Annotated in this window: 22 protein-coding genes; 5 read left to right on the top strand and 17 right to left on the bottom strand. The window is 42.7% G+C overall.

Annotation, left to right across the window (positions count from 1 at the left end):
* Position 1: 1 nt before the first annotated feature.
* Positions 2–970, bottom strand: coding sequence for an MBL fold metallo-hydrolase (locus MPH60_RS06115; protein WP_241592346.1), 969 nt, complete (start codon positions 968–970; stop codon positions 2–4).
* 513 nt (positions 971–1,483) lie between these two features.
* On the opposite strand from MPH60_RS06115, the gene proC reads away from it, so the two are divergent.
* Entirely contained in the window at positions 1,484–2,329 is an 846-nt protein-coding gene (gene proC, locus MPH60_RS06110) for a pyrroline-5-carboxylate reductase (protein WP_241592348.1), read from the top strand.
* Positions 2,330–2,402: 73 nt separating this feature from the next.
* On the opposite strand, the gene MPH60_RS06105 is transcribed toward proC, so the two are convergent.
* On the bottom strand, positions 2,403–2,834 hold the full coding sequence (locus MPH60_RS06105; protein WP_241592350.1) for a VOC family protein: 432 nt from the start codon (positions 2,832–2,834) through the stop codon (positions 2,403–2,405).
* A gap of 283 nt (positions 2,835–3,117) precedes the next feature.
* Between MPH60_RS06105 and MPH60_RS06100 the strand changes: the two genes are divergently transcribed.
* Complete coding sequence (locus tag MPH60_RS06100; protein ID WP_241592352.1) at positions 3,118–3,669, top strand: MerR family transcriptional regulator; 552 nt, start codon at positions 3,118–3,120, stop codon at positions 3,667–3,669.
* 155 nt (positions 3,670–3,824) lie between these two features.
* Here the strand turns inward: MPH60_RS06100 and MPH60_RS06095 are convergent, their stop codons facing one another.
* The 5 genes from MPH60_RS06095 to rnz form a co-directional block, all read right to left on the bottom strand.
* The gene (locus tag MPH60_RS06095; RefSeq protein ID WP_137016145.1) at positions 3,825–4,619 is read right to left on the bottom strand and encodes an ABC transporter ATP-binding protein; all 795 of its coding nucleotides are present in this window, start codon (positions 4,617–4,619) and stop codon (positions 3,825–3,827) included.
* Positions 4,594–5,625, bottom strand: a complete 1,032-nt coding sequence (locus tag MPH60_RS06090) for an ABC transporter permease (RefSeq protein ID WP_241592354.1) — start codon at positions 5,623–5,625, stop codon at positions 4,594–4,596. The genes MPH60_RS06095 and MPH60_RS06090 overlap by 26 nt, the downstream gene beginning before the upstream one ends.
* A gap of 32 nt (positions 5,626–5,657) precedes the next feature.
* A complete protein-coding gene (locus MPH60_RS06085) occupies positions 5,658–6,653 on the bottom strand; it encodes an ABC transporter substrate-binding protein (protein WP_101222497.1) in 996 nt (331 codons plus the stop codon).
* 207 nt (positions 6,654–6,860) lie between these two features.
* Entirely contained in the window at positions 6,861–7,676 is an 816-nt protein-coding gene (locus MPH60_RS06080) for a squalene/phytoene synthase family protein (protein WP_241592356.1), read from the bottom strand.
* 63 nt (positions 7,677–7,739) lie between these two features.
* A complete protein-coding gene (gene rnz / locus MPH60_RS06075; protein ID WP_241592358.1) occupies positions 7,740–8,681 on the bottom strand; it encodes a ribonuclease Z in 942 nt (313 codons plus the stop codon).
* A 231-nt stretch (positions 8,682–8,912) separates the two neighbouring features.
* Here rnz and zwf point away from each other — a divergent pair, with 231 nt between their 5' ends.
* Positions 8,913–10,412: a glucose-6-phosphate dehydrogenase gene (gene zwf / locus MPH60_RS06070; protein WP_241592360.1), complete on the top strand. Its 1,500-nt coding sequence runs from the start codon at positions 8,913–8,915 to the stop codon at positions 10,410–10,412.
* Between the two features lie 44 nt (positions 10,413–10,456).
* Here the strand turns inward: zwf and MPH60_RS06065 are convergent, their stop codons facing one another.
* Positions 10,457–10,618 (bottom strand): hypothetical protein, encoded by a 162-nt coding sequence (locus MPH60_RS06065; protein ID WP_241592361.1) that lies wholly within the window; start codon positions 10,616–10,618, stop codon positions 10,457–10,459.
* A 303-nt stretch (positions 10,619–10,921) separates the two neighbouring features.
* Here MPH60_RS06065 and MPH60_RS06060 point away from each other — a divergent pair, with 303 nt between their 5' ends.
* Positions 10,922–11,095, top strand: a complete 174-nt coding sequence (locus MPH60_RS06060; protein WP_034308217.1) for a hypothetical protein — start codon at positions 10,922–10,924, stop codon at positions 11,093–11,095.
* Between the two features lie 54 nt (positions 11,096–11,149).
* Here the strand turns inward: MPH60_RS06060 and gndA are convergent, their stop codons facing one another.
* The 5 genes from gndA to mce all read right to left on the bottom strand — a co-directional run bounded on the left by gndA (position 11,150) and on the right by mce (position 17,585).
* Entirely contained in the window at positions 11,150–12,562 is a 1,413-nt protein-coding gene (gndA, locus tag MPH60_RS06055; protein WP_241592363.1) for an NADP-dependent phosphogluconate dehydrogenase, read from the bottom strand.
* 42 nt (positions 12,563–12,604) lie between these two features.
* Positions 12,605–13,879, bottom strand: a complete 1,275-nt coding sequence (locus tag MPH60_RS06050; RefSeq protein WP_241592365.1) for a DNA polymerase IV — start codon at positions 13,877–13,879, stop codon at positions 12,605–12,607.
* 382 nt (positions 13,880–14,261) lie between these two features.
* Positions 14,262–15,383 (bottom strand): tripeptidase T, encoded by a 1,122-nt coding sequence (locus MPH60_RS06045; protein ID WP_241592367.1) that lies wholly within the window; start codon positions 15,381–15,383, stop codon positions 14,262–14,264.
* 229 nt (positions 15,384–15,612) lie between these two features.
* The gene (locus MPH60_RS06040; RefSeq protein ID WP_241592376.1) at positions 15,613–17,163 is read right to left on the bottom strand and encodes an acyl-CoA carboxylase subunit beta; all 1,551 of its coding nucleotides are present in this window, start codon (positions 17,161–17,163) and stop codon (positions 15,613–15,615) included.
* Positions 17,160–17,585, bottom strand: coding sequence for a methylmalonyl-CoA epimerase (gene mce, locus MPH60_RS06035; RefSeq protein WP_241592378.1), 426 nt, complete (start codon positions 17,583–17,585; stop codon positions 17,160–17,162). The genes MPH60_RS06040 and mce overlap by 4 nt, the downstream gene beginning before the upstream one ends.
* Positions 17,586–17,747: 162 nt before the next feature.
* Here mce and prli42 point away from each other — a divergent pair, with 162 nt between their 5' ends.
* Entirely contained in the window at positions 17,748–17,843 is a 96-nt protein-coding gene (prli42, locus tag MPH60_RS27705; protein WP_155726463.1) for a stressosome-associated protein Prli42, read from the top strand.
* A 40-nt stretch (positions 17,844–17,883) separates the two neighbouring features.
* On the opposite strand, the gene MPH60_RS06030 is transcribed toward prli42, so the two are convergent.
* The 4 genes from MPH60_RS06030 to MPH60_RS06015 all read right to left on the bottom strand — a co-directional run bounded on the left by MPH60_RS06030 (position 17,884) and on the right by MPH60_RS06015 (position 20,987).
* Positions 17,884–18,399: a L,D-transpeptidase gene (locus MPH60_RS06030; RefSeq protein WP_241592380.1), complete on the bottom strand. Its 516-nt coding sequence runs from the start codon at positions 18,397–18,399 to the stop codon at positions 17,884–17,886.
* Between the two features lie 31 nt (positions 18,400–18,430).
* Positions 18,431–19,420, bottom strand: a complete 990-nt coding sequence (locus tag MPH60_RS06025; RefSeq protein WP_241592382.1) for an aromatic acid exporter family protein — start codon at positions 19,418–19,420, stop codon at positions 18,431–18,433.
* Positions 19,421–19,612: 192 nt separating this feature from the next.
* The gene (locus MPH60_RS06020; RefSeq protein WP_241592384.1) at positions 19,613–20,335 is read right to left on the bottom strand and encodes an amino acid ABC transporter ATP-binding protein; all 723 of its coding nucleotides are present in this window, start codon (positions 20,333–20,335) and stop codon (positions 19,613–19,615) included.
* Positions 20,328–20,987 (bottom strand): amino acid ABC transporter permease, encoded by a 660-nt coding sequence (locus MPH60_RS06015; protein WP_101223460.1) that lies wholly within the window; start codon positions 20,985–20,987, stop codon positions 20,328–20,330. Before MPH60_RS06015 ends, MPH60_RS06020 begins: the two co-directional genes overlap by 8 nt.
* Between the last annotated feature and the right edge of the window lie 104 nt (positions 20,988–21,091).

The following is a 21,091-nucleotide window of genomic DNA, read 5'->3' as shown; positions in this document are numbered from 1 at the left end:
ATTAAGCGATTGAATACAGAATGACCCCTGATTGGATTTCTGTTTGGACTTCACCCAAGTCTTCTAAATAGTCCAGCTGACCGACCGTTTCCGAAAGTGTCAGGCCCACTTCCTGAAGGTATACTTTCGGAAACAGCTGCTGACACACTTCAAAGACAGATAAAGGCTTATCTTGCAGCATGCTTTTCACCTGCATGGCACGGTTATGCTGCCGCTCGAATCTATATTGAATCAAGTCGGCAACTGCATCTCCTGCCACTTCAGATCCATGTCCGGAGTAAACAGTGGATATGGGAAAATCCAATAATTTTTGAAGTGATGCATTATATTGCAGTAACGGACGAGGCCTCATGCCTCCAGGGAGTATAGGTGGTTCCATTAATGGATTAGGTGAAATCTTGGCAAGCAAATGATCGCCAACGATCATAACCCCGTCACTTTCCCGGTAAAAGGATAAATGGCTTTGCGCATGCCCTGGAGTCTCGATCACTTTCCAGCCTGGAAGACCAGGGAGCTCATCTCCCTCAGCCAAATATCCATGCAGCTTCCGTTCACTAAGGAAACGGATTTCGTCACGATTGTGGATCAGTTTATTTTTCAGCTCTTCTGCCACTCCGAACTTTGTGGCATATTCAAGGAAAAAACGATTATGGGTTTCAAGGAATTCATCACTGATAGTCAGCCAGCGCTGATTGTTTTTGTGTCCATAAACCGGGATCTCTTTTTCAAAGAAATCGAGTCCACCAGCATGATCAGGATGATGATGGGTTAAAATGATTTGTTCGATATCAGTCAGTTTCAGACCCAATTCCCCAAGCCCGTTAGTCAAGGCCTCCTTTGATCGTTTTGTTTTCACTCCAGTATCGATTAGCGTTAAAGCATCCCCTTTAACTACATAAACATTCACATCACCCACTGCAAATGGCGTGGGCAAAGTAATTTTTGCAATATCTCCATTCCAATTCACCATAATCTTTTCCACCTTAGAAAATTATATTTATATAAAACTTTTTATACACTAAACAGAATTCTAAGTATACTTATCATGTATAATTACCATTTTACATGTATTTTTAATTACTGTCATTATTTTCACATAATTCATGTCTATTTTTTCTCGTCCATGCATATATTATCATTGACAGAGTGCTAATATATCCTTCATAATCACAAGTAATTAAAGACGGCATGGCTTTGATTAAGGCCAAGTAAATGATTGATGGCGTAAAGAGAGTGAAGCTCGGAATGTGCTGAAAGGCTTCATCGCCCTCTCATTATTGAACCTACCTTATGAGCCTTCAGGAAAACCTGACGTAATTCCCGCGTTAGAGGATTCAAGTGCAGCTTTTCTGTTTATTTATTATGGAAAAGTTGAACAAAGGTGGTACCACGGAAGCTAGACCTTTCGTCCTTTATTGGATGAGGGGTCTTTTTGTTTTTCAAAAAAAGGCCGAAAACTTTAAAAGAAAAAGGAGCGGGAAATATGAAGAAAATCGCGTTTATCGGAGCTGGATCGATGGCAGAAGCAATCATCTCGGGGCTGGTGACCCAACAGGTAATTGAACCAGCAAATATTTTTGTTACAAATAAATCAAATGATGATCGGTTCGATTATTTAAAGAACCAATATGGTGTAACTGCCACAAGATCGCTGCAGCTATTGGTACAGGATGCAAACCTTGTCGTACTGGCGGTGAAACCGAAAGATATTTTAGAAACGATGCAATCAATAAAAGAATATATTCGTGAAGAAATGCTGTTCATTTCCGTTGTTGCCGGCGTTCATACAACAAGCTTGGAAGGTATCGCCAACAAGCGGTTCTCGATCGTCCGTGCCATGCCTAATACATCGGCAGCTGTAGGAAAATCCGCAACGGCCCTTGCGGCTAACTGTCATACGAAAGACGCGCAATTACAAACGGCGATTACCCTTTTTGAAACGGTCGGTACAGTGGCAGTTGTCGACGAAACCCAGCTAGATGCGGTGACAGGCTTATCAGGCAGCGGTCCGGCTTATATTTATTACTTGGTCGAGGCATTGGAAAAATCAGCAGAAAAAATAGGTCTCGATTCCGAAACCGCTAAGCAATTGATTCTCCAGACACTGATGGGGGCGGCCGATATGTTACAGAAATCACCTAAAACGCCTGCCGTACTAAGAAAGGAAGTCACTTCACCAGGCGGAACGACAGAAGCAGGTCTGAAAGCACTTCAAGCACATCAAGTGGAAGAAGCATTCATTGCCTGTGTACAAGAAGCGACTGAGCAATCAAAGCGAATGGGCAATCAAATAAGTAAAGAACTAGCCAAATATGTAGTTTCGCAGTAAGGTGCATGATGATGATCGGCTGTTGCCAGGCAACAGCCCTTTTTTCTAAGGGGTAATCCTTCCGTAGTGTGCGTTACTTTATAATCAGCATATCATTTTCATCAAAACTCCAATCCTTTGAATACGCAACCTCCCAATAGTAACCATCGGGGTCTGAAAAATATCCGCTGTACCCTCCCCAAAAAACATCCTGAGGTAATTTTTCGATTGTTCCCCCGGCCTTTTCAGCTTTGTTGATCACATCATCCACTTCTTCAATTGATTTAGCATTATAAGCAAGCGTAAGACCCGGGAACCCATTTTTCTTAGGCGGTTCTTTCTCATTGATGTCTTTTGCCAGCTCCTCTAAAGGATACAAAGCAAGTTTCGTTCCGGCATTATTAAAAAAGACGATTGCGGGTTCGTCCCCATTAACCGTTGTATGAAATCCCAACCCGTCCCGGTAAAATCTTAATGATTCAGCAATATCCCTGACACCTAAAGTTATAATGTTGATCCTGTTCATACTAGTCCTCCTTTTTCCATGTTTTAAGGGTAAATTCGACATCTGCATCACATTTCCCTTTTTAGCTTGATTACCATTAGCCACGCCATCACAAATGCATCTAAAAGTTCCTAACAACGCTACCATCTGCAAAAAGCTGTCCACGGGGAATTCCACCTTGGATTGCCCCTCATGCAAATTACGTTGGAATTCCACTTTCTTTGCCGAATGAATACATGTTTTGTCAACAGTAAAGGAATTCACTCATACTTATCGAATTCAACAACCAAAAGGGGGAATCTCGATGAATACAAGCGCAGTTGCCCGGTTACTGAATGTTTCCCATAGTACGATTCAACGCTGGGTCACCCAATTGAACATGGAAGTAGAACGGAATCAGCTTGGTCACTACCAGTTTTCGGATGAAGACATTGCATTATTAAGAAAAATCCAAGATCAGCTGAACGAGGGCATCATTCTCCAAAAGGTCAGCATCTCAGAGAAGAAGCTTAGAAAAGCGACCATCCAGAAACACTCTGAACCGAATAAAGAACATGATCAACTGCTAGAACGCATCATCCGGCTTGAAAATGGACTGAAAACAAAAGCGGACGATGTTGTATCCTATCAGCTTTTACAGCACAGAAGCGAAATGGAAGAAATGCACAAACTCGTTAAGAAGCTCGAAGCCCGTATCGAAGCGTTAGAAAAACCAATGGGTCAGCACTTTGATTATTTCCTCGCGGCTGAAGAGGCTGCTGCCACTAAAAAGACGAAGAAAAGGCCATTCATAAAAATGATTTTTGGAAACAGAAAGAACGATAGTTCATCATGGAGCACAGCCGACAGCGATTGACATCGAGTATCAAGATCGTTCATGAGCACCCCACGATAGCCATTTTTCTTATGCAAAGCATTCCTTCAGTAATAGGACCTGATCTTATTAATTACCCCAAATAAAAAGGCCCTGACCCAAGATTAATTTCACCTGGGTCGGGCCTTTTCATCATCTTAAATCAGCACTGCACGGTCATTGAGCATTTTTTCGCCTTTGATGCGCTGGAATTCGTTAAGCAGTTTTTCGACGGTTAGCTTCTGCTTTTCAGCGCCTCTGGCTTCAAAAATGATCTGTCCCTTGTCCATCATAATCAAGGAATTTCCAAGATCGATTGCCTGCTGCATATTATGAGTCACCATCAACGTCGTTAACTGGTTCTTTTCGACGATTTCCTTCGTCAGGTTTGTAACGAGCTCCGCCCGTGAAGGATCAAGTGCTGCTGTATGTTCATCAAGTAGCAGGATTTTAGGGTCGGTGAAGGTCGCCATCAGCAATGATAGTGCCTGACGCTCCCCACCTGATAATAATCCCACTTTTGCAGTCATCCGATTTTCCAAGCCTAAATGAAGGGTGCCCAAACACTCTTTAAAAAGTTCTTTCCGTTTTTTTGTCACCCCAAAGCCTAAACCTCTTTTATTGGTTCTGCCATAGGCAATCGCCATATTTTCCTCAATCGTCATATGTGGTGCCGTACCCAGCATGGGATCCTGAAAAACGCGGCCAATCATTTTGGCACGGGCATGTTCTTCAATGGCCGATACGTTTTCACCATCGATGATGACTTCACCTGCATCAGGGAGAATCTTGCCGGAAATCATGTTCATCAACGTCGATTTACCTGCTCCATTACTTCCGATGACAGTTACAAATTCACCTTTTGTCATCTGCAGTTCCAGATTTCCAAGGGCTAACTTTTCATCTGGTGTTCCCTCATTGAAAACTTTATAAATCTGATTTAACCGAAGCATATTCTTCCCTCCCTTTCGGTAAAGTCCCATCATGACGCATCTGTATTTCTTTAAGCCGCCTTTTCTTCCGGTTTTTTTCCTTTTGTTTATCGGAAATTTTAGGAATGACAAGTGCCCCGACCACAATAAGTGCCGTAATTAATTTAACATCACCCGTTTCAAGGAATTCTACGCGAAGTGCCAAAGTTACGACGATTCGGTAAATAATCGCCCCTCCTATGACGGCCAGCGTCGCACGCGCAATCGTTTTTGCGCCAAATAGAGCCTCACCGATTATGACGGATGCCAATCCGATGACAATGATACCAATCCCCATGCCTATATCGCTAAAACCGTTATATTGGGCAACCAAGGATCCCGAAAAAGCCACAAGTGCATTTCCGATTGCAAGTCCCAGAATCTTCATGTTGCCAGTATGGGCGGAAAAACTCTTGACCATGGCTTCATTATCACCAGTCGCACGTAAGGCAAGACCAATTTCCGTTTTCAAAAAAGCTGACATTCCAGCTTGGATGATGACAGCCACAATCAGCATAACGATTAATATGGCCCACGTTTTTGGCAGGCTGTCACCGAGACCCACGAAGGATAAAAGACCATTCAACAAATTGTCCAGCCCGGTGCCAGCCCAGGCATCCTGGATATTCGTGATAATGGTCGTTTGAGAAAGCAACGGAATGTTGGATGCACCCATGATCCTCAAATTGATCGAATAGAGGGCGATCATCATTAAGATACCTGCCAAGAGAGGATTGATTTTCCCTTTCGTATGCAGGAAACCAGTTATCGTCCCAGCGATGAACCCTGCCACCATGGCACTCAACGTGGCAACGATTGGCGAAAAACCGTTAACGATCATAATGGCGGCAACAGAGGCCCCTGTCACAAAACTGCCTTCCACAGTCATATCCGGGAAGTCGAGAATCCTGAATGTTAAATAAACACCGAGTGCCATGATCGCATAAATCATTCCCGACTCAAAAGAGTTGAATAAGGCTGAGAACATTTTTTTCTTCCTTCCCCGAACAAAAGCAGAGTTTATTTTACAAACTCAGCATCTGCTTTCCATTCTTCTTTTATTTCAACACCCATATCTTTTGCTGCTTTTTCATTGATGACCAATTTCAGTTTTTGTGGATATTGAACCGGGATATCTCCAGGTTTTTTACCATCCTTCAGGATTTCAACCGCTTTTTGCCCCGCTTCATAACCAATATCATAGTAACTGAAGCCATATGCTGCGAAACCGCCAGCATTTACGGAATCAAGTTCGCCGACAAACAATGGGATATCTTGATCATTTGCCACAGAAATGACCGATTCCAGTGCCGAGACAACTGTATTATCAGTAATGATATAGAAAGCATCCGCTTTTCCGATTAAAGATTCCGTTGCCTGTTTAACATCCGCTGAAGTCGAGACGGATGCCTCCACGACTTTCAAACCAGCTTTTTTCGCTTCCGCTTTCACATTCTTTATTTGGACGACTGAATTTTGCTCCCCTGTATTATAGACAGTTCCAATTGTCTTCGCCCCAAGCTCTTCCGCTAGGAATTTCATTGACTTTGCAATGGCTTCAGGATGGGAGTCCGTTGTACCCGTCACATTTCCGCCTGGTTTTTCCAAAGAAGTAACAAGCTCCCCAGCTACAGGATCGGTAACCGATGTAAAGACGATTGGGATATCCTTGGTCGCATTTAAAGCACTTAGAGCACTAGGAGTCGAATTCGCAAATATCAGATCCACTTTATCCCCAACAAAGTTATTGGCAATCGTCTGACTGTTGTTTTGGTCACCCTGTGCAATTTGAAGATCATATTTGGCATTAATGTCACTGTCCTTCAGTGCCGCCTGGAATCCTTCATATGCTTGATCCAGGGAATCATGCTGAACGATTTGCGTTACCCCAATGTTGAAGGTATCCTTTCCGCTTTCATCCTTTGCGGTATCTTTTTCCTTGTCATTTCCACACCCAGCCAATAATAAACCTGCGACCAATGTCATGGCTGCAGTTGAATATAATTTCTTTTTCATATTTTCCCCCCGCTTTTTCCTTATTTAAAATAATGTTTTTCTAACGACGCCAGCTTTTTTCGCTTTTATGTCCTAAATTATAATCGTTTAGTCCCAATTATTCCAATATATTTTTTAACTTTTTAGAATTTTTTGAGTTCTAAATATAAAACATGAAAAAAGCTGCTGTGAAAGGTATGGTAACTTTCACAGCAGCTTTATGAAAAATCAGTGTTCGACGACCTGGCTGACAATTTCAGTAACTGTAGCACGATCAATTTTTTCTTTGCCTTCTTTTAGGGCTTTCAATGTGGCTTTTGCCAATTCCAAGGGTATTTTACAAAATTGGATGATCTCTTTCGTTTCAATCTCTCCAATGTACGCATCGGCCAATGCAAGATTATGTTCCGTATGGGCAAGCATCTCGTCGAAACCCCAGCCATCCGGATAAAAGTTCACACCACGTTCTGCATCTTCCTCACGGTTACGCAGGATATTGACTGTTTGGAGTCCACGGCCAAATGCGATGGCAAGTTCACGGTCCGTTTCGGTTCCATCGTACCAGTTCCACATATCGGACAGCATGACCCCCACTAAACCTGCAACATAATATGTGTAATCATCGAGTTCCTCTTCATTATGGATTTGCCAGTCCTTAGTAACCCATTTTGCCATGCCTTCGGCCATTTCCTTTGTCGACTCCAAGACTTTGGATTTTGCACCGGGAGGACAAAATTCAATCCAGTCCGAAAGAAACAGGGTCACCTCGGGCAGTTCATCCTTATATGGTTCAAATAACGATTGAAGATTTTCTTCCCTGAAATCCGCATCAAGCTCACTAAGAGCCTGTAACAGGGAAACCTTAATATCTGCTGGAAGACCTGGGTGGTCCTCGATTTCATCGATGGCTCGCATGCAAAGGTATGCAGCTCCAATGGCCTCTTGTAATCCCTTTGGAAGATAGCTGATCGGAATGAAAAAAGTCCGGCTTGTTTTTAGGAGAAAATCCATTGCTTTAGTATGTAGGGCACTTTTGTCAGTCATATTTACACTCCTTTAAATATCCAATGAACAATTGATTAATTATATCAAACATTGGCTTTGATTTCAGCTGCCCGATTCCTCTGAATACAAAGGAATTTTAATGGCCATTAGATCTTCACCCATAATCGTGTTTGGAAAAATCGACTTGCTTTCCTCTCTTAGCCTCTCAGCATCCTCCGGAGTATACCGTGAGCTGATATGCGTAAGGATTAGATGCTTAGCCCCCGCTTTAAAAGCCGTTTCTGCAGCCTGAACGGTGGTCGAATGATAATAGGCTGATGCCATTTCCGCTTCTTCCGCTGAAAATGTAGCTTCATGAACAAGGTAATCCGCCGATTCAGCAAGAATGAGCGCATTGCTGCACATTCTTGTATCCCCTAGAATCGTGATGATCCGGCCTTTTTGCGGAGCACTGATATAGTCCTTTCCATTTAAGACACGGCCATCATCGAGACAGACCGTTTGTCCATTTTTCAATGCTTTAAAGTGAGGCCCCGGCTTCACACCTTCAGACCTCAGCCGGTCGACCAATAAGCTTCCCGGACGATCTTTTTCCACAATCCGGTAACCGATGCTGTAAATGCCATGATCAAGCGACATGGCCGTCACTGTGAATTGTTCGTCCTCAAACACTTCGCCTTCTTCTATTTCGATTATTTCCAAGGGGTATTTTAAATGAGTTCCACTCACCTGTAAGCTCGTCATAATAAATGCATCTATACCTTGCGGACCATATACGGTCAATTTATCCACTCCGCCCTGAAATGATCTGCTGCTTAAAAATCCAGGCAGCCCGAAGATGTGGTCACCATGTAAATGGGTGATGAAGATCTTTTCAACCTTTCGCGGCTTGACCGCCGTTTTTAATATTTGATGCTGTGTTGCTTCCCCACAATCGAATAACCAAACCGTTCCACGTTCTTCCAATAATTGAAGGGCGATTGATGTCACATTACGCGCTTTAGCCGGAACGCCAGCGCCTGTACCCAATAAAACGAAATCCACTCATACTACCTCCGTTGCAAATACTTTATGACTTAACTATAGCATAACCAAGGTGCTCTTTCATTTATCACCCATTAAAATCGAAATCAAATTAAACTTTTAATGAAATATAGAGAAAAAATGCGCAAATTGATTGCTTTGAGGGAAAGCTAAACGTAAAATTAGAAATTGGTACACATACGGGAATTCCAACTTTATAGACAGATTTAACGGAAAGTTGAGGTTTTAAACATGACAGAAAACAATAAACCCACAGCATTGATCATGATTTTTGGTGCTACCGGAGATTTAGCGAAAAGGAAATTGTTTCCTTCCATATATCGACTATTTCAAAAAGAGAAAATCAATAAGTTCGCCGTCGTTGGAGTGGCAAGAAGGCCATTGACGAACGAGGAGTTTCAAACAAGTGTCAAGGACTCAATACTTACGTTCGGACATGCGGAAGAAAAGGTCGACGAATTCATTTCCCATTTCCATTATCACTCCCACGACGTTTCCAGCTCGGAATCATACCTGCAGTTAAAAGACATTGCCGAACAATTAGACGGACAATATCAATTAAAAGGAAACAGGATCTTCTATTTGGCGATGGCGCCTGAGTTTTTCGGAACGATTGCCGAACAGATTAAAGCACAAGGCCTGAGTGACACAAATGGATATAAGCGCCTGGTCATAGAAAAGCCATTTGGACACAGTTTCGAAACAGCACAAAAATTGAATGAGCAGATTCGAACTGCATTCGCTGAAGATGAAATCTACCGTATCGATCATTATTTAGGTAAGGAAATGGTACAAAATATTGAGGTCATCCGTTTTTCCAATGCCCTATTCGAGCCGCTTTGGAATAACAGATATATATCCAACATCCAGGTTACTTCAAGCGAAACACTTGGCGTTGAAGAACGTGGGCGTTATTATGAAACCAGCGGTGCTCTAAGGGATATGGTCCAAAACCATCTGCTGCAAATGGTGGCCTTGCTAGCCATGGAACCCCCGATCGCTTTGACGACAGAAGAGATTCGAAGCGAAAAAGTGCGGGCATTGCGTTCACTTCGACCAATGAAAGTGGACGAAGTCAATCAATACTTCGTCCGTGGCCAGTATGGTGAAGGAACGATAGACGGTCAAACACTTCCGGCCTACCGCAATGAACATAACGTAAATCCGGAATCCAACACAGAGACCTATGTTGCGGGTAAATTGATGATTGATAACTTCCGATGGGCCGGTGTTCCTTTTTATATCCGCACCGGTAAGAGAATGGATGTCAAATCAACGAATATCGTTGTTCAATTCAAAGATATCCCAATGAACCTGTATTATAAAACGGAAGAAACACTGAACCCGAATCTTCTCGTTATCAATATCCAGCCTGACGAAGGCATCACATTGTACCTAAATGTGAAGAAATCCGGGACGACATCCAATACAAAGCCAATGAAGCTGACCGTCTCGAACAAAGGGATCGAACACATCAATTCTCCAGAGGCATATGAAAAGCTATTGTTTGACAGCATGCGCGGGGATGCTACAAACTTTACGCACTGGGACGAGGTTGCCCTCTCATGGAAGTTCGTCGATACCATTTCCCATGCATGGGAAAACACTAAAGACGAATCTTTCCCTAATTATGAAGCTGGATCCACAGGTCCACTTGCATCCGATGAACTCCTGGAAGAAGATGGACATATTTGGTGGCAAGTCAAGAAAAATGAAAATAATAATGATTGAAATGAAGAAGGGACGCAGATTTGAATCTGCATCCCTTTTTTCATTCATGAAACACTCTTCCTCAGCAATTTATCACGGATAATATGATACATTTCCTTGGGCTTAGACATGTCTTCCTCCACTTCCGAATTGAGCCAAAATGAAACACCGAATTCTAAGGCGATGAAAAATGAAAATATGGCTACAGCCCACCAAATGATGAACATATATCATCCGCTCCTTCTCTCTTCTATCTGCCTACTGTATCCTACGGTCCGTCCATCTCTTTCAATGTTTATATTCCTTTTTCCGCAGGTGTTTAAACCTAAAAGCAAGGATGAATGACTTACATCATACTATGTTTTCCCTAAAAAAGGTAAAATAATTGGAACTATTTACAACTAGTTCATCTTTACCATTTTTACCCTTCTAACCACTTTATAGAAATAGAATGGTAAGTCCTCGCTAAGGTTACACTAGAAAAGGCGCCTGTGAAGGCACCACTAACTTCGATGTGGAGGGATTAAACGATGGACATTCGTGAAGGATTAATTCCAACAGCCTTGGGCACAGCCGTGACAGCTGCGGGTTATGCAATGAAGCAAACCCGGGGCTCAAACAAAATGGTAGCTAATACGGTTTTTGGTTTCGGTTTGGCCCATGTTGTATTAGGGGTCATTGACCTTGTAGAGCATCGGAGATAGTAAAAAAAAGAGCCGGTTTAAAAGGGAATCCCCTTTTAAGCCGGCTTGAACTTTTTATTTTTCCATCCATTCGGTATGGAACGTTCCTTCTTTATCAATGCGTTGATAAGTATGAGCTCCAAAATAGTCACGCTGAGCTTGAATAAGATTAGCTGGCAGCGTTTCTGTACGATAGCTGTCGAAATAGGCAAGTGCTGATGACAAGCAAGGAACCGGGATTCCATTCATCACTGCCGTTGATACCACCTCACGCAAAGCTCCTTGATAGCTTTCGACGATTCCTTGGAAGTAAGGATCTAGAAGAAGGTTGTTCAAGTTCGCTTCACGATCGTACGCTTCCTTGATTTTTTGGAGGAATTGTGCACGGATGATACAGCCGCCACGGAAAATCATCGCGATTTCCCCATATTGCAAGTTCCAGTCATTTTCTTCCGATGCTGCTTTCATTTGTGCAAATCCTTGTGCATATGAACAGATTTTGCTCATATAAAGTGCTTTACGGATACTTTCGATCAAAGCCTTTTTGTCGCCTGTAAATGATTCGGCTTTTGGCCCACGAAGGATTTTACTCGCTTCAACACGCTCGTCCTTGATTGCTGAAATAAACCGGGCGAATACGGATTCGGTAATGATTGGAAGCGGAACACCAAGATCAAGCGCACTTTGACTTGTCCATTTCCCAGTACCTTTTTGGCCAGCTTTATCTAAGATGACATCGACCATCGGTTTGCCGGTTTCTCCATCATATTTTTTGAAAATATCAGCAGTAATTTCAATTAAATAACTATCAAGTTCCCCTTCATTCCATTCAGAGAAGACTTCATGCAATTCTTCAGCAGATAATCCAAGAAGATTTTTCAGAAGGAAATAAGATTCGGAAATCAATTGCATGTCTCCGTATTCAATACCATTATGTACCATTTTAACATAATGACCTGCCCCATCCGGACCGATATACGTGCAGCAAGCATCCCCATCGACCTTAGCTGAAATGTCCTTCAAGATCGGTGCAACCAGTTCGTATGCTTCTTTTTGACCTCCAGGCATGATGGATGGACCTGTCAGAGCTCCTTCTTCCCCTCCTGACACGCCTGTACCGATGAAATGGATGCCAAGCTTGCTTAACTCCTCATTGCGGCGCTGAGTGTCCTTGAAGAAGGTATTCCCTCCATCAATAACGATATCACCTTTTTCAAGTAACGGTTTTAATTGCTCGATTGTTGCATCCGTTGCCGCTCCAGCTTTAACCATCAATAAAATTTTGCGGGGTGTTTCCAAGGAATTGACGAATTCTTCAAGCGTATAAGCGGCTGTTACGTTTTTGCCTTCCGCTTCCTTCATCATTTCGTCCGTTTTTGATCCTGAGCGATTATACACGGAAATAGAATATCCCCTGCTTTCAATATTAAATGCAAGGTTCTTGCCCATTACGGCTAGTCCGATAACGCCAATCTGCTGTTTTGTCATGCTTCATCTTTCCCTTCTCTATATCTTTACACAGCTTGTACGCTATTCTTTGTCAAAAGAAGGATCATTCCTCCTGGATTGCTCAAAGAAATCTTTACTGAAGCTAGTGTCTGTTCCAATTGAACGATTTTTCAAGGGTAATCCCTTTTTAATAATATTTTCTCCGTACTTATTTTGCAAGTGTTCCATCGCTTCATACAATGGTTCTTTCTCTGCATCCTCTTGAAAGGAGAAAATATCCAGTTGCTTGAAGGCTGACTCTTTTTCGATGACATCATAGGCAGTGACACCAAGAAGCCTGATTCCTTCCCCATTCCAATTTTTCATGAATAGGTCGATAGCTTCATCCAAAATATCCTTTTTTTCAAAAACTGGATTAGGAACCGTTCTGCTTCTCGTTATAGTGCGGCGGTCTTTGTAACGGATCGTCACACCTATTTTTTGACCAAGCAGGCGTTTATTTCTCAAACGGACGGCTACCTTACCGGAAAGCTTTTCCAATACACCAATCAGTTCTTTTTGATTGGCTGAGTCATGCGGAAGAGTTGTGGAGTTCCCAATGCTTTTATGCTCAAAAATCGCTTCGGGATCCACTACTCTGGGGTCGATTCCATTAGCCCTATCCTTCAAACGGATGCCATTGATACCAAGTAGCTGTTTAAGTTGACTATCATTGGCTTGTGCAAGGTCCCTGATCGTCTTTATCCCGATAGTTTGAAGCTTTTCCGAGGTCTTACCCCCGATGCCGTGCATTTCGCCAACTTGTAAAGGCCAGAGCTTTTCCGGAATGTCCCGTTTCCTTAACACGGTGATTCCCATTGGCTTCTTCATATCAGAAGCAGTTTTAGCCAAAAATTTATTAGGGGCAATCCCGATGCTGCAAGGGAGATCCATCGTATTAAAAATTCTTTCCTGAATGCTATTGGCTATATCTAAAGGCGAACCCAATTCGGCGCATTCACTAATATCCAGATACCCCTCATCTATCGAAACCGGTTCAACCATCTCTGTATATTGCCTCAATACATCAAAAATAGCCAGTGATGCCTTTCGATAGCGCTCGAAATTCGGTTTCTGAATGACCAATTGAGGACATAGTTTTTTTGCCTGCCAAATCGGCATGGTCGTTTTAACCCCGAACTTCCTCGCCTCATAGCTGCAGGTGACGATTATCCCCCTTCTCTCTTCAACATTGCCCGCAATGGCAAGCGGTTTGCCTTTCAATGAAACATCATATGACATTTCCACTGAGGCATAGAAACTATTCATGTCTACATGGAGAATGACCCTGCCATTTTTGGGATACATGTCCTTCATGATTGACCGTCAAATCCTTGTAAAAATAAAAAACACCGGATAATAGGGACAATAAAAAACCATTTCTATTAACGTACCCCTATTTATCTTTGGTAACCTCGGTGAAAGATGCTCCACTCCAAGAAAAACAGCCATCATGTCATTGATGACTGTATTCCTTCCATACTTTGAACGCCTTACAACTATATACGAGTTGTTGCTGATCAATGTCGTAATCAAACGGCAACACCGATTGCTTAATAAGACACCTTTCAAAGGGTATAAATCAAGAATTTCAAGGGTTCAATCGATAAGGCATATTCCTCATCCCTCGCAACGAATGCGACCGCCTTTTTCGATTACTCAGGAAAACTCCTATATTACCCTGTCATATTACAGGTGATTATTCCCCTGATACTTCTTGGATGATCGTGATGACCATTTCAGCTAGCTTCGTTAATTCCTCAACCGGAATTCTTTCATTCGTAGTATGGATATCTTCATAGCCCACTGCGAGATTGACAGTAGGGATGCCAAAGCCTGCAATGACATTCGCATCGCTTCCTCCGCCGCTTTTAACCAGCTCGCATGGACGGCCGATTTTCTCTGCTGCCTTCCTTGCGATTTCGACTACATGATCACCAGCACCATATTTAAAACCAGGATACATGACGTTAACTTCAACTTCAGCACGTCCGCCCATTTCAATGGCTGCAGTCTCGAATGCCTCTTTCATTTTCGCTACCTGTATTTCCATTTTTTCAGGAATCAAGGATCTTGCTTCTGCAAGGATTTCCACATGGTCACAAACAATATTCGTTTGCTGTCCACCCTGGAAACGTCCGATATTGGCTGTCGTTTCCTCGTCGATTCTGCCTAATGGCATTCTAGAGATTGCTTTGGCAGCAATCGTAATGGCCGAAACGCCTTTCTCAGGAGCGACACCAGCGTGAGCAGTCTTGCCTAAAATGGTTGCAGACACTTTCGCCTGAGTAGGTGCTGCAACAACCACATTGCCCACTTTTCCATCACTATCAAGTGCAAAACCGAATTTAGCCGTTACAAGGGAGCGATCCAATGCCTTTGCACCAACCAAGCCAGATTCTTCACCGACTGTTATGATGAATTCGATTGTTCCATGTTCGATATTCTGTTCTTTCAACACTTTAAGCGTTTCTAACATGACCGCTAATCCAGCTTTGTCATCCGCCCCTAAAATGGTCGTTCCGTCTGACACTATGTATCCATCTTTGATGGAAGGCTTGATTCCGTTCCCTGGAACTACCGTATCCATATGGGAGGTGAAATAAATGGTATCTACGCCTTCTTTCATTCCTTTTAAAGTACATACTAAATTCCCTGCACCATGACCGGTAATTGCTGTTGTATCATCTTCAAAAACTTCTACACCCAGTGCCCCGAATTTTTCTTTCAGCACTTTGGCGATGGCTGCTTCATTTTTCGTTTCGGAATCAATCTGCACCAATTCCATAAATTCATTAACTAAACGTTCTTCATTAATCATAAAATAAAACCTCCAAAAAAGTTTTCCTCTTTAATTATACTTCTAAAAGCCGCGCCCCGGCAAATAATGTGAAAGGAAGAACCCCGCCTGAAAAAGCATGCTGGTCATTTCCCTGCCGGAAGGCCTTGTTAAAAGGTGAATAATGACTTATTATGGTTTTTTTCAAATGATATCTTCCCAGTATGGAAAAGAGCCCAAAACAACTAGTTTGGGCTCCTTGCAATGTTGATTACAACGGGATATTTCCGTGTTTTTTCCATGGTCGAGTTTCTTTTTTGTTGCGTAGCATTTCTAGAGATTGAATGATCTTAATCCTGGTTTCACGGGGATCAATAACATCATCCACCATTCCAAGACTTGCGGCAACATAAGGATTGGCGAACTTCTCACGGTATTCTTCAATTTTAGCTGCACGTGTCGCCTCCGGATCTTCGCTATTTTGTATTTCACGGGCAAAAATGATATTTGCCGCTCCAGCAGAACCCATTACCGCGATTTCAGCATTCGGCCATGCAAACGTAAGATCCGCACCGATGGATTTACTATTCAGTGCCACGTAAGCCCCTCCGTAAGCTTTACGCAGGATGATCGTCAATTTTGGTACTGTCGCTTCCGAATAAGCATATAGGAGCTTGGCACCATGGCGAATGATCCCGCCATGTTCTTGTTTAACGCCCGGGAAAAAACCCGAAACGTCTTCAAACGTAATTAGGGGAATGTTAAATGAGTCACAGAAACGAATAAAACGGGCAGCCTTATCTGATGAATCAATATCAAGCCCCCCTGCCAACACCTTTGGCTGGTTACAGACAAGCCCCACTGATTTCCCTTTGATGCGCGCCAAGCCGACCACTATGTTTTTCGCAAAGCCCTCTTGAACTTCCATAAAGGAATCCTCATCGACAACCTGCTCCAATACTTTCCTAACATCATATGGACGGATCCCTTCATAAGGTACCACATCCGTTAAATCCGGACGGTAGTCATCTCCATCGTCCGCATCCAAAACCGGCGGCTTCTCTTCATTATTTTGTGGAAGATAACTCAGGAGACGTCTAACGTCCGCCAATACTTGCTCCTCAGATGCCCCCTTGAAATGGGCATTACCGCTTATGGTATTATGTACAGTCGCTCCACCCAATCCTTCAGAAGAAATCTTTTCACCTGTAACCGTTTCAATGACTTTAGGCCCTGTTATGAACATTTGGCTCGTTTTTTCTACCATGAAGACAAAGTCGGTTATGGCTGGGGAATAGACGGCTCCGCCTGCACAAGGTCCCATAATAACCGAAATCTGTGGAATGACCCCTGAATAAATCGAATTCCGGTAAAATATTTGGCCATATCCATCAAGCGAAACTACACCTTCTTGAATACGAGCCCCGCCAGAATCGTTCAAACCAATGAATGGTGCTCCATTTTCCGCTGCCAAATCCATAACATTGGCAATTTTCAGAGCATGCATTTCACCGAGTGCTCCGCCAAAAACAGTAAAATCCTGTGAAAACAGATAAATGTCGCGGCCGTTGACCTTTCCGTAACCGGTGACAACACCTTCCCCCGGCCCTTCTTCCTTTTCCATGCCAAAATTGGTATTACGGTGTTTGATAAAAGGGTTAAGCTCTATGAAAGTACCCGGATCAACTAAAAGTTCAATTCTTTCCCTTGCAGTAAGTTTGCCCTTTTCATGCTGCTTATCGATTCTTTCTTCACCGCCGCCCATTTCCACTTTGCGGCGTCTGTCATATAGGTCATTGATCGTATCATATATGTCTGTCATTCCTGCTCCTCCTTTGATAATGCTTGTTCACAAAGCTCATATAATACACCCGCGGTTGACTTGGGATGAACGAAAGCAACATCCGCATTGTGCGCTCCCTTTCTTGATGAATCATCAATCATGCGCAATCCAGATTCTTTGATTTCTTTTATTCTATCTTCGATGTCATCGACGCCAAGGGCCACATGATGAATCCCTTCACCGCGTTTTTCGATGAATTTGGCGATTGGACTTGCCGGTGATAACGCTTCCAACAATTCCAAACGCGTATTGCCTGCCAGGATGAAGGCCACTTTCACTCCTTGGCTCTCCACTGTTTCGATTCCTTCAAGCTGCAATTTCAACGTTTCCGTGTAAAGCGGCAAGGCATCATCCAGTGACTTGACGGCAATACCGATATGATCGATATTTTTAATCATCATAAAAACCTCCATGCTATGTATTATTGGATGACTCCATTACTACTAATCTTGCATTAAAGCCTTTTAAAGTTCGGAATAATATGAACATTATACTTTTACTTGTTTCTACTAAATGTTCAAGTTAAAATAAAATCAATTAAACTGTTTTAAGGGAGAGGGCATATGGGAAACAAGAAAATCAGAAAAATCGTCGTATATTTAATGCTTATCTCAATGTTATTAACAAGCTTATTATCAGGTATCGCATTTCTTTTGTAATAGACACCGTAATGGGGAGGGAAGCAACGCTTCCCTCTCTTTATTTTATCGCTCCATTTTTCTTTGCCAACGTTTTGAAATCCTCGTTCGATATGGTGATTAACACCTTAGTGCCGATGGGGACTTTTTCGTCCAAACGCTCTACATCGGATTTATGCATCCGTACACAGCCATTTGATATGTATTTACCAATTGATGATGGCTGATTCGTACCATGAATGCCGTAAATCCTCCCATCGGTATTTCGTGCATCGAATCCAATCCACCGCGACCCCAGAGGGTTCCTTGGATCGCCTCCAGGAATATTCTTTTTCCGGTAATATGGATTGACCGCCTTTACTTTTACCGTAAAAATCCCTTCAGGCGTCAGTTCCTGACTCTTTCCCGTACCGACCGGCAGAATCTCCTTGACTTCGTTACCATCAATGAACGCCAATTTATTGTTCGCTTTATTGATGATGATAAACGGATCGCCAGGCTTGACCGACTGAGGTTGGGCTTGTACCTGAAGCGGCCATAAAGATAGCATAAGCAACAAAGAAAGGACCCATTTCATTTGTATCAATTCCTTTACCTTTTTGCTTAGTTTAAGCCAAGTGCCTCTTTTTCATTCGGTTGCCGGTCAGCTTGGGCAATCCCTTGAAAGAATGCTTCAACAATAAATAGCGCTCCATTTCCTTCATGAGCTGCAGTAATGCGGCCCTGGATTCGAACTCTTCCCGTGTCTGCGGCAGTACCATTCCCCTAAAATGAATCTCCATTTCCTCAAGCTTTTTCAGATAAAGAATGGCCGTATTTTGCGGATGGACGTTTTCTGCCAAATCTTCTATAAAATCAGCCACTATCCCGCTTTGCTTGACGACCAACGGAATATTCGTGACTAGGGGAAGAATTCGTTCAATTATTTCAAACTGCTTTTCACGCATTTTGAAATAATGGTAATACAGGTCTTCTTCCCTTAAAAAATGATTTTCCACATCCCTGAAGGCGAGGCTTTTGGCCTGATTAAGAAGATTGGCCGTTTCGGTGATTTCCTTACCATCCCATGTGTGATCATTATCCCTTAAGTAGCGGACAATCCCCATCAAGATCGCACTAAAATTAGCTTCGATACTTTCCTGATAGGCCAGCAGTTTGTCATCGACACTGGGCATGTACAGGTTCATGACAAGCGCCACTCCAACTCCAACTGCAATTAATATCGTTTCATTGATGAGCAGGGAAAGAGTGATGTCACCCGCCCCATATAGGTGCATGATGATGACGCTGCTCGTTACAATCCCCTCATTAATCTTCAAGGCAACTGTCGTTGGAATGAAAATCAAGAGGATCAAACCTATTACCAGCGGGTGGAATGCGATGAAATGAAACAATAGGGATGCATAGGCCATTGCAATCAAACAAGCTAATAACCGGTGCCAGGAGGCATACACCGACTTCTTTTTCGTAACTTGAATGCATAAGATCGCAATGATTCCCGCAGCAGAGAAATATTCGAGATTAAGCATTTGTGCAATAATAATTGCCAGGGTGGCCCCCAAAGCAGTTTTAATCGTCCTGTATCCGATTTTAAACATTGTTATGTATCACCTGGCTCTTTCTCTATCTATTATAATACTATCAGGAAATGAGATATTTTCACAGTCCTTTGCGAGTTAAATTTCCAATTTTTCTAAATACATTCACGCAAAAATACATTATAGGAAAAAAACAAAAAAAGGTAACCTAAACGTTACCTTTTTTCACAATTATATACTATTTGCTTTAACTTATAAAACTTTTTCCAAGAAGTCTTTTGCACGCTGGCTTTTCGGATTGGAAAAGAATTCTTCCGGAGCACTTTCCTCAACGAGCAGACCACCGTCCAGGAATAGTACTCGATCGGCCACTTCTTTGGCAAATCCCATTTCATGCGTTACGATCAGCATGGTCATCCCCGTATGTGCCAGTGACTTCATAACCTCGAGCACTTCTTTTACCATCTCGGGATCAAGCGCTGAAGTCGGCTCATCGAAAAGCATTACTTCCGGGTTCATTGCCAATGCCCGTGCAATAGCGACCCTTTGTTTTTGTCCGCCTGACAGTCGATTCGGATAAGCCGATTCTTTATCGGCCAAACCGACTTTAGTCAAAAGCTCACGAGCTTGTTTTACAGCCTCGGCCTTTGACAATTTTTTCACCTTCATAGGTGCATATGTCAGATTCTCCAGTACGGTTTTATGCGGAAATAAATGAAAATGCTGAAATACCATTCCGACATTTTCACGTACCTTCATGATATTGGTCTTTTTTTCAGTGATGATTTGATCTTTAAACCTGATTTGACCATCTGTTGGAGTTTCAAGCATATTGATGCAGCGCAAGAAAGTTGATTTTCCCGACCCGGATGGACCGATGATCGCTAACACTTCACCCTGTCCTATCTCGGTGCTGATTCCTTTTAATACCTCGAGCTTGCCATAATTTTTTTTGAGTCCATCAATTTTAATCACTGCGTCTCATTCTCCTTTCAATCACTTTGCCTAAGATGGTGAGAACCATGACCATCACATAATAAATGAGGCCGGCAAATAATATCGGCTCGAAGAATTTATATGTCTCACCGCCGACAATATAAGAACGGCGCATGATATCCCCTAATCCAATTATCGTGACGACGGCTGATTCCTTCGTTAAGGAAATCAATTCGTTCACAAGGGATGGCAGGATATTCTTGATGGCCTGCGGCAGGATAATATTAAGCATCATCCCTGAATAGGGAACACCAAGTGCAAGGGAAGCCTCGCGTTGGCCTTTATCGACTGCTAAAATCCCTCCCCTGATAATTTCAGAAATGTATGCCGCTGAATTTAGCCCGAATGCTAAAAATGCTGCTTGGAACGCTTCGATTTGAATCCCTAATATTTGTGGTGAACCAAAATAAATCAGCATTAATTGCAGCACTAAAGGGGTACCGCGAAAAATGGATGTATAAAAGTCAGCAATCCAATTTAAGGGCTTGATTCTGCTGATTTTAAGTATAGATAATAATATTCCCAAAACAAATCCGATTACTGCCGCTACCGCTACAACCTTTAATGTAGTCGGTATCCCCTCCAGGATATATGGAAGGGAAGGTATAATCCTTTCAAATTCCAGATTCACTCCATTCATCCTCTCTTATGAAGACCGTTATCGGGCCTTTCTCCTGCTTCATTTTATTAACAATAAAGCGCGGAAAAACGTTCAGAAGGCATTCTGAACGCTTT

The sequence above is a fragment of the Peribacillus sp. Aquil_B1 genome (genome assembly GCF_022603275.1).
In the GTDB taxonomy this organism is placed as follows: Bacteria; Bacillota; Bacilli; order Bacillales; family DSM-1321; genus Peribacillus.
This window is presented reverse-complemented; position numbering and strand designations above follow the sequence as displayed.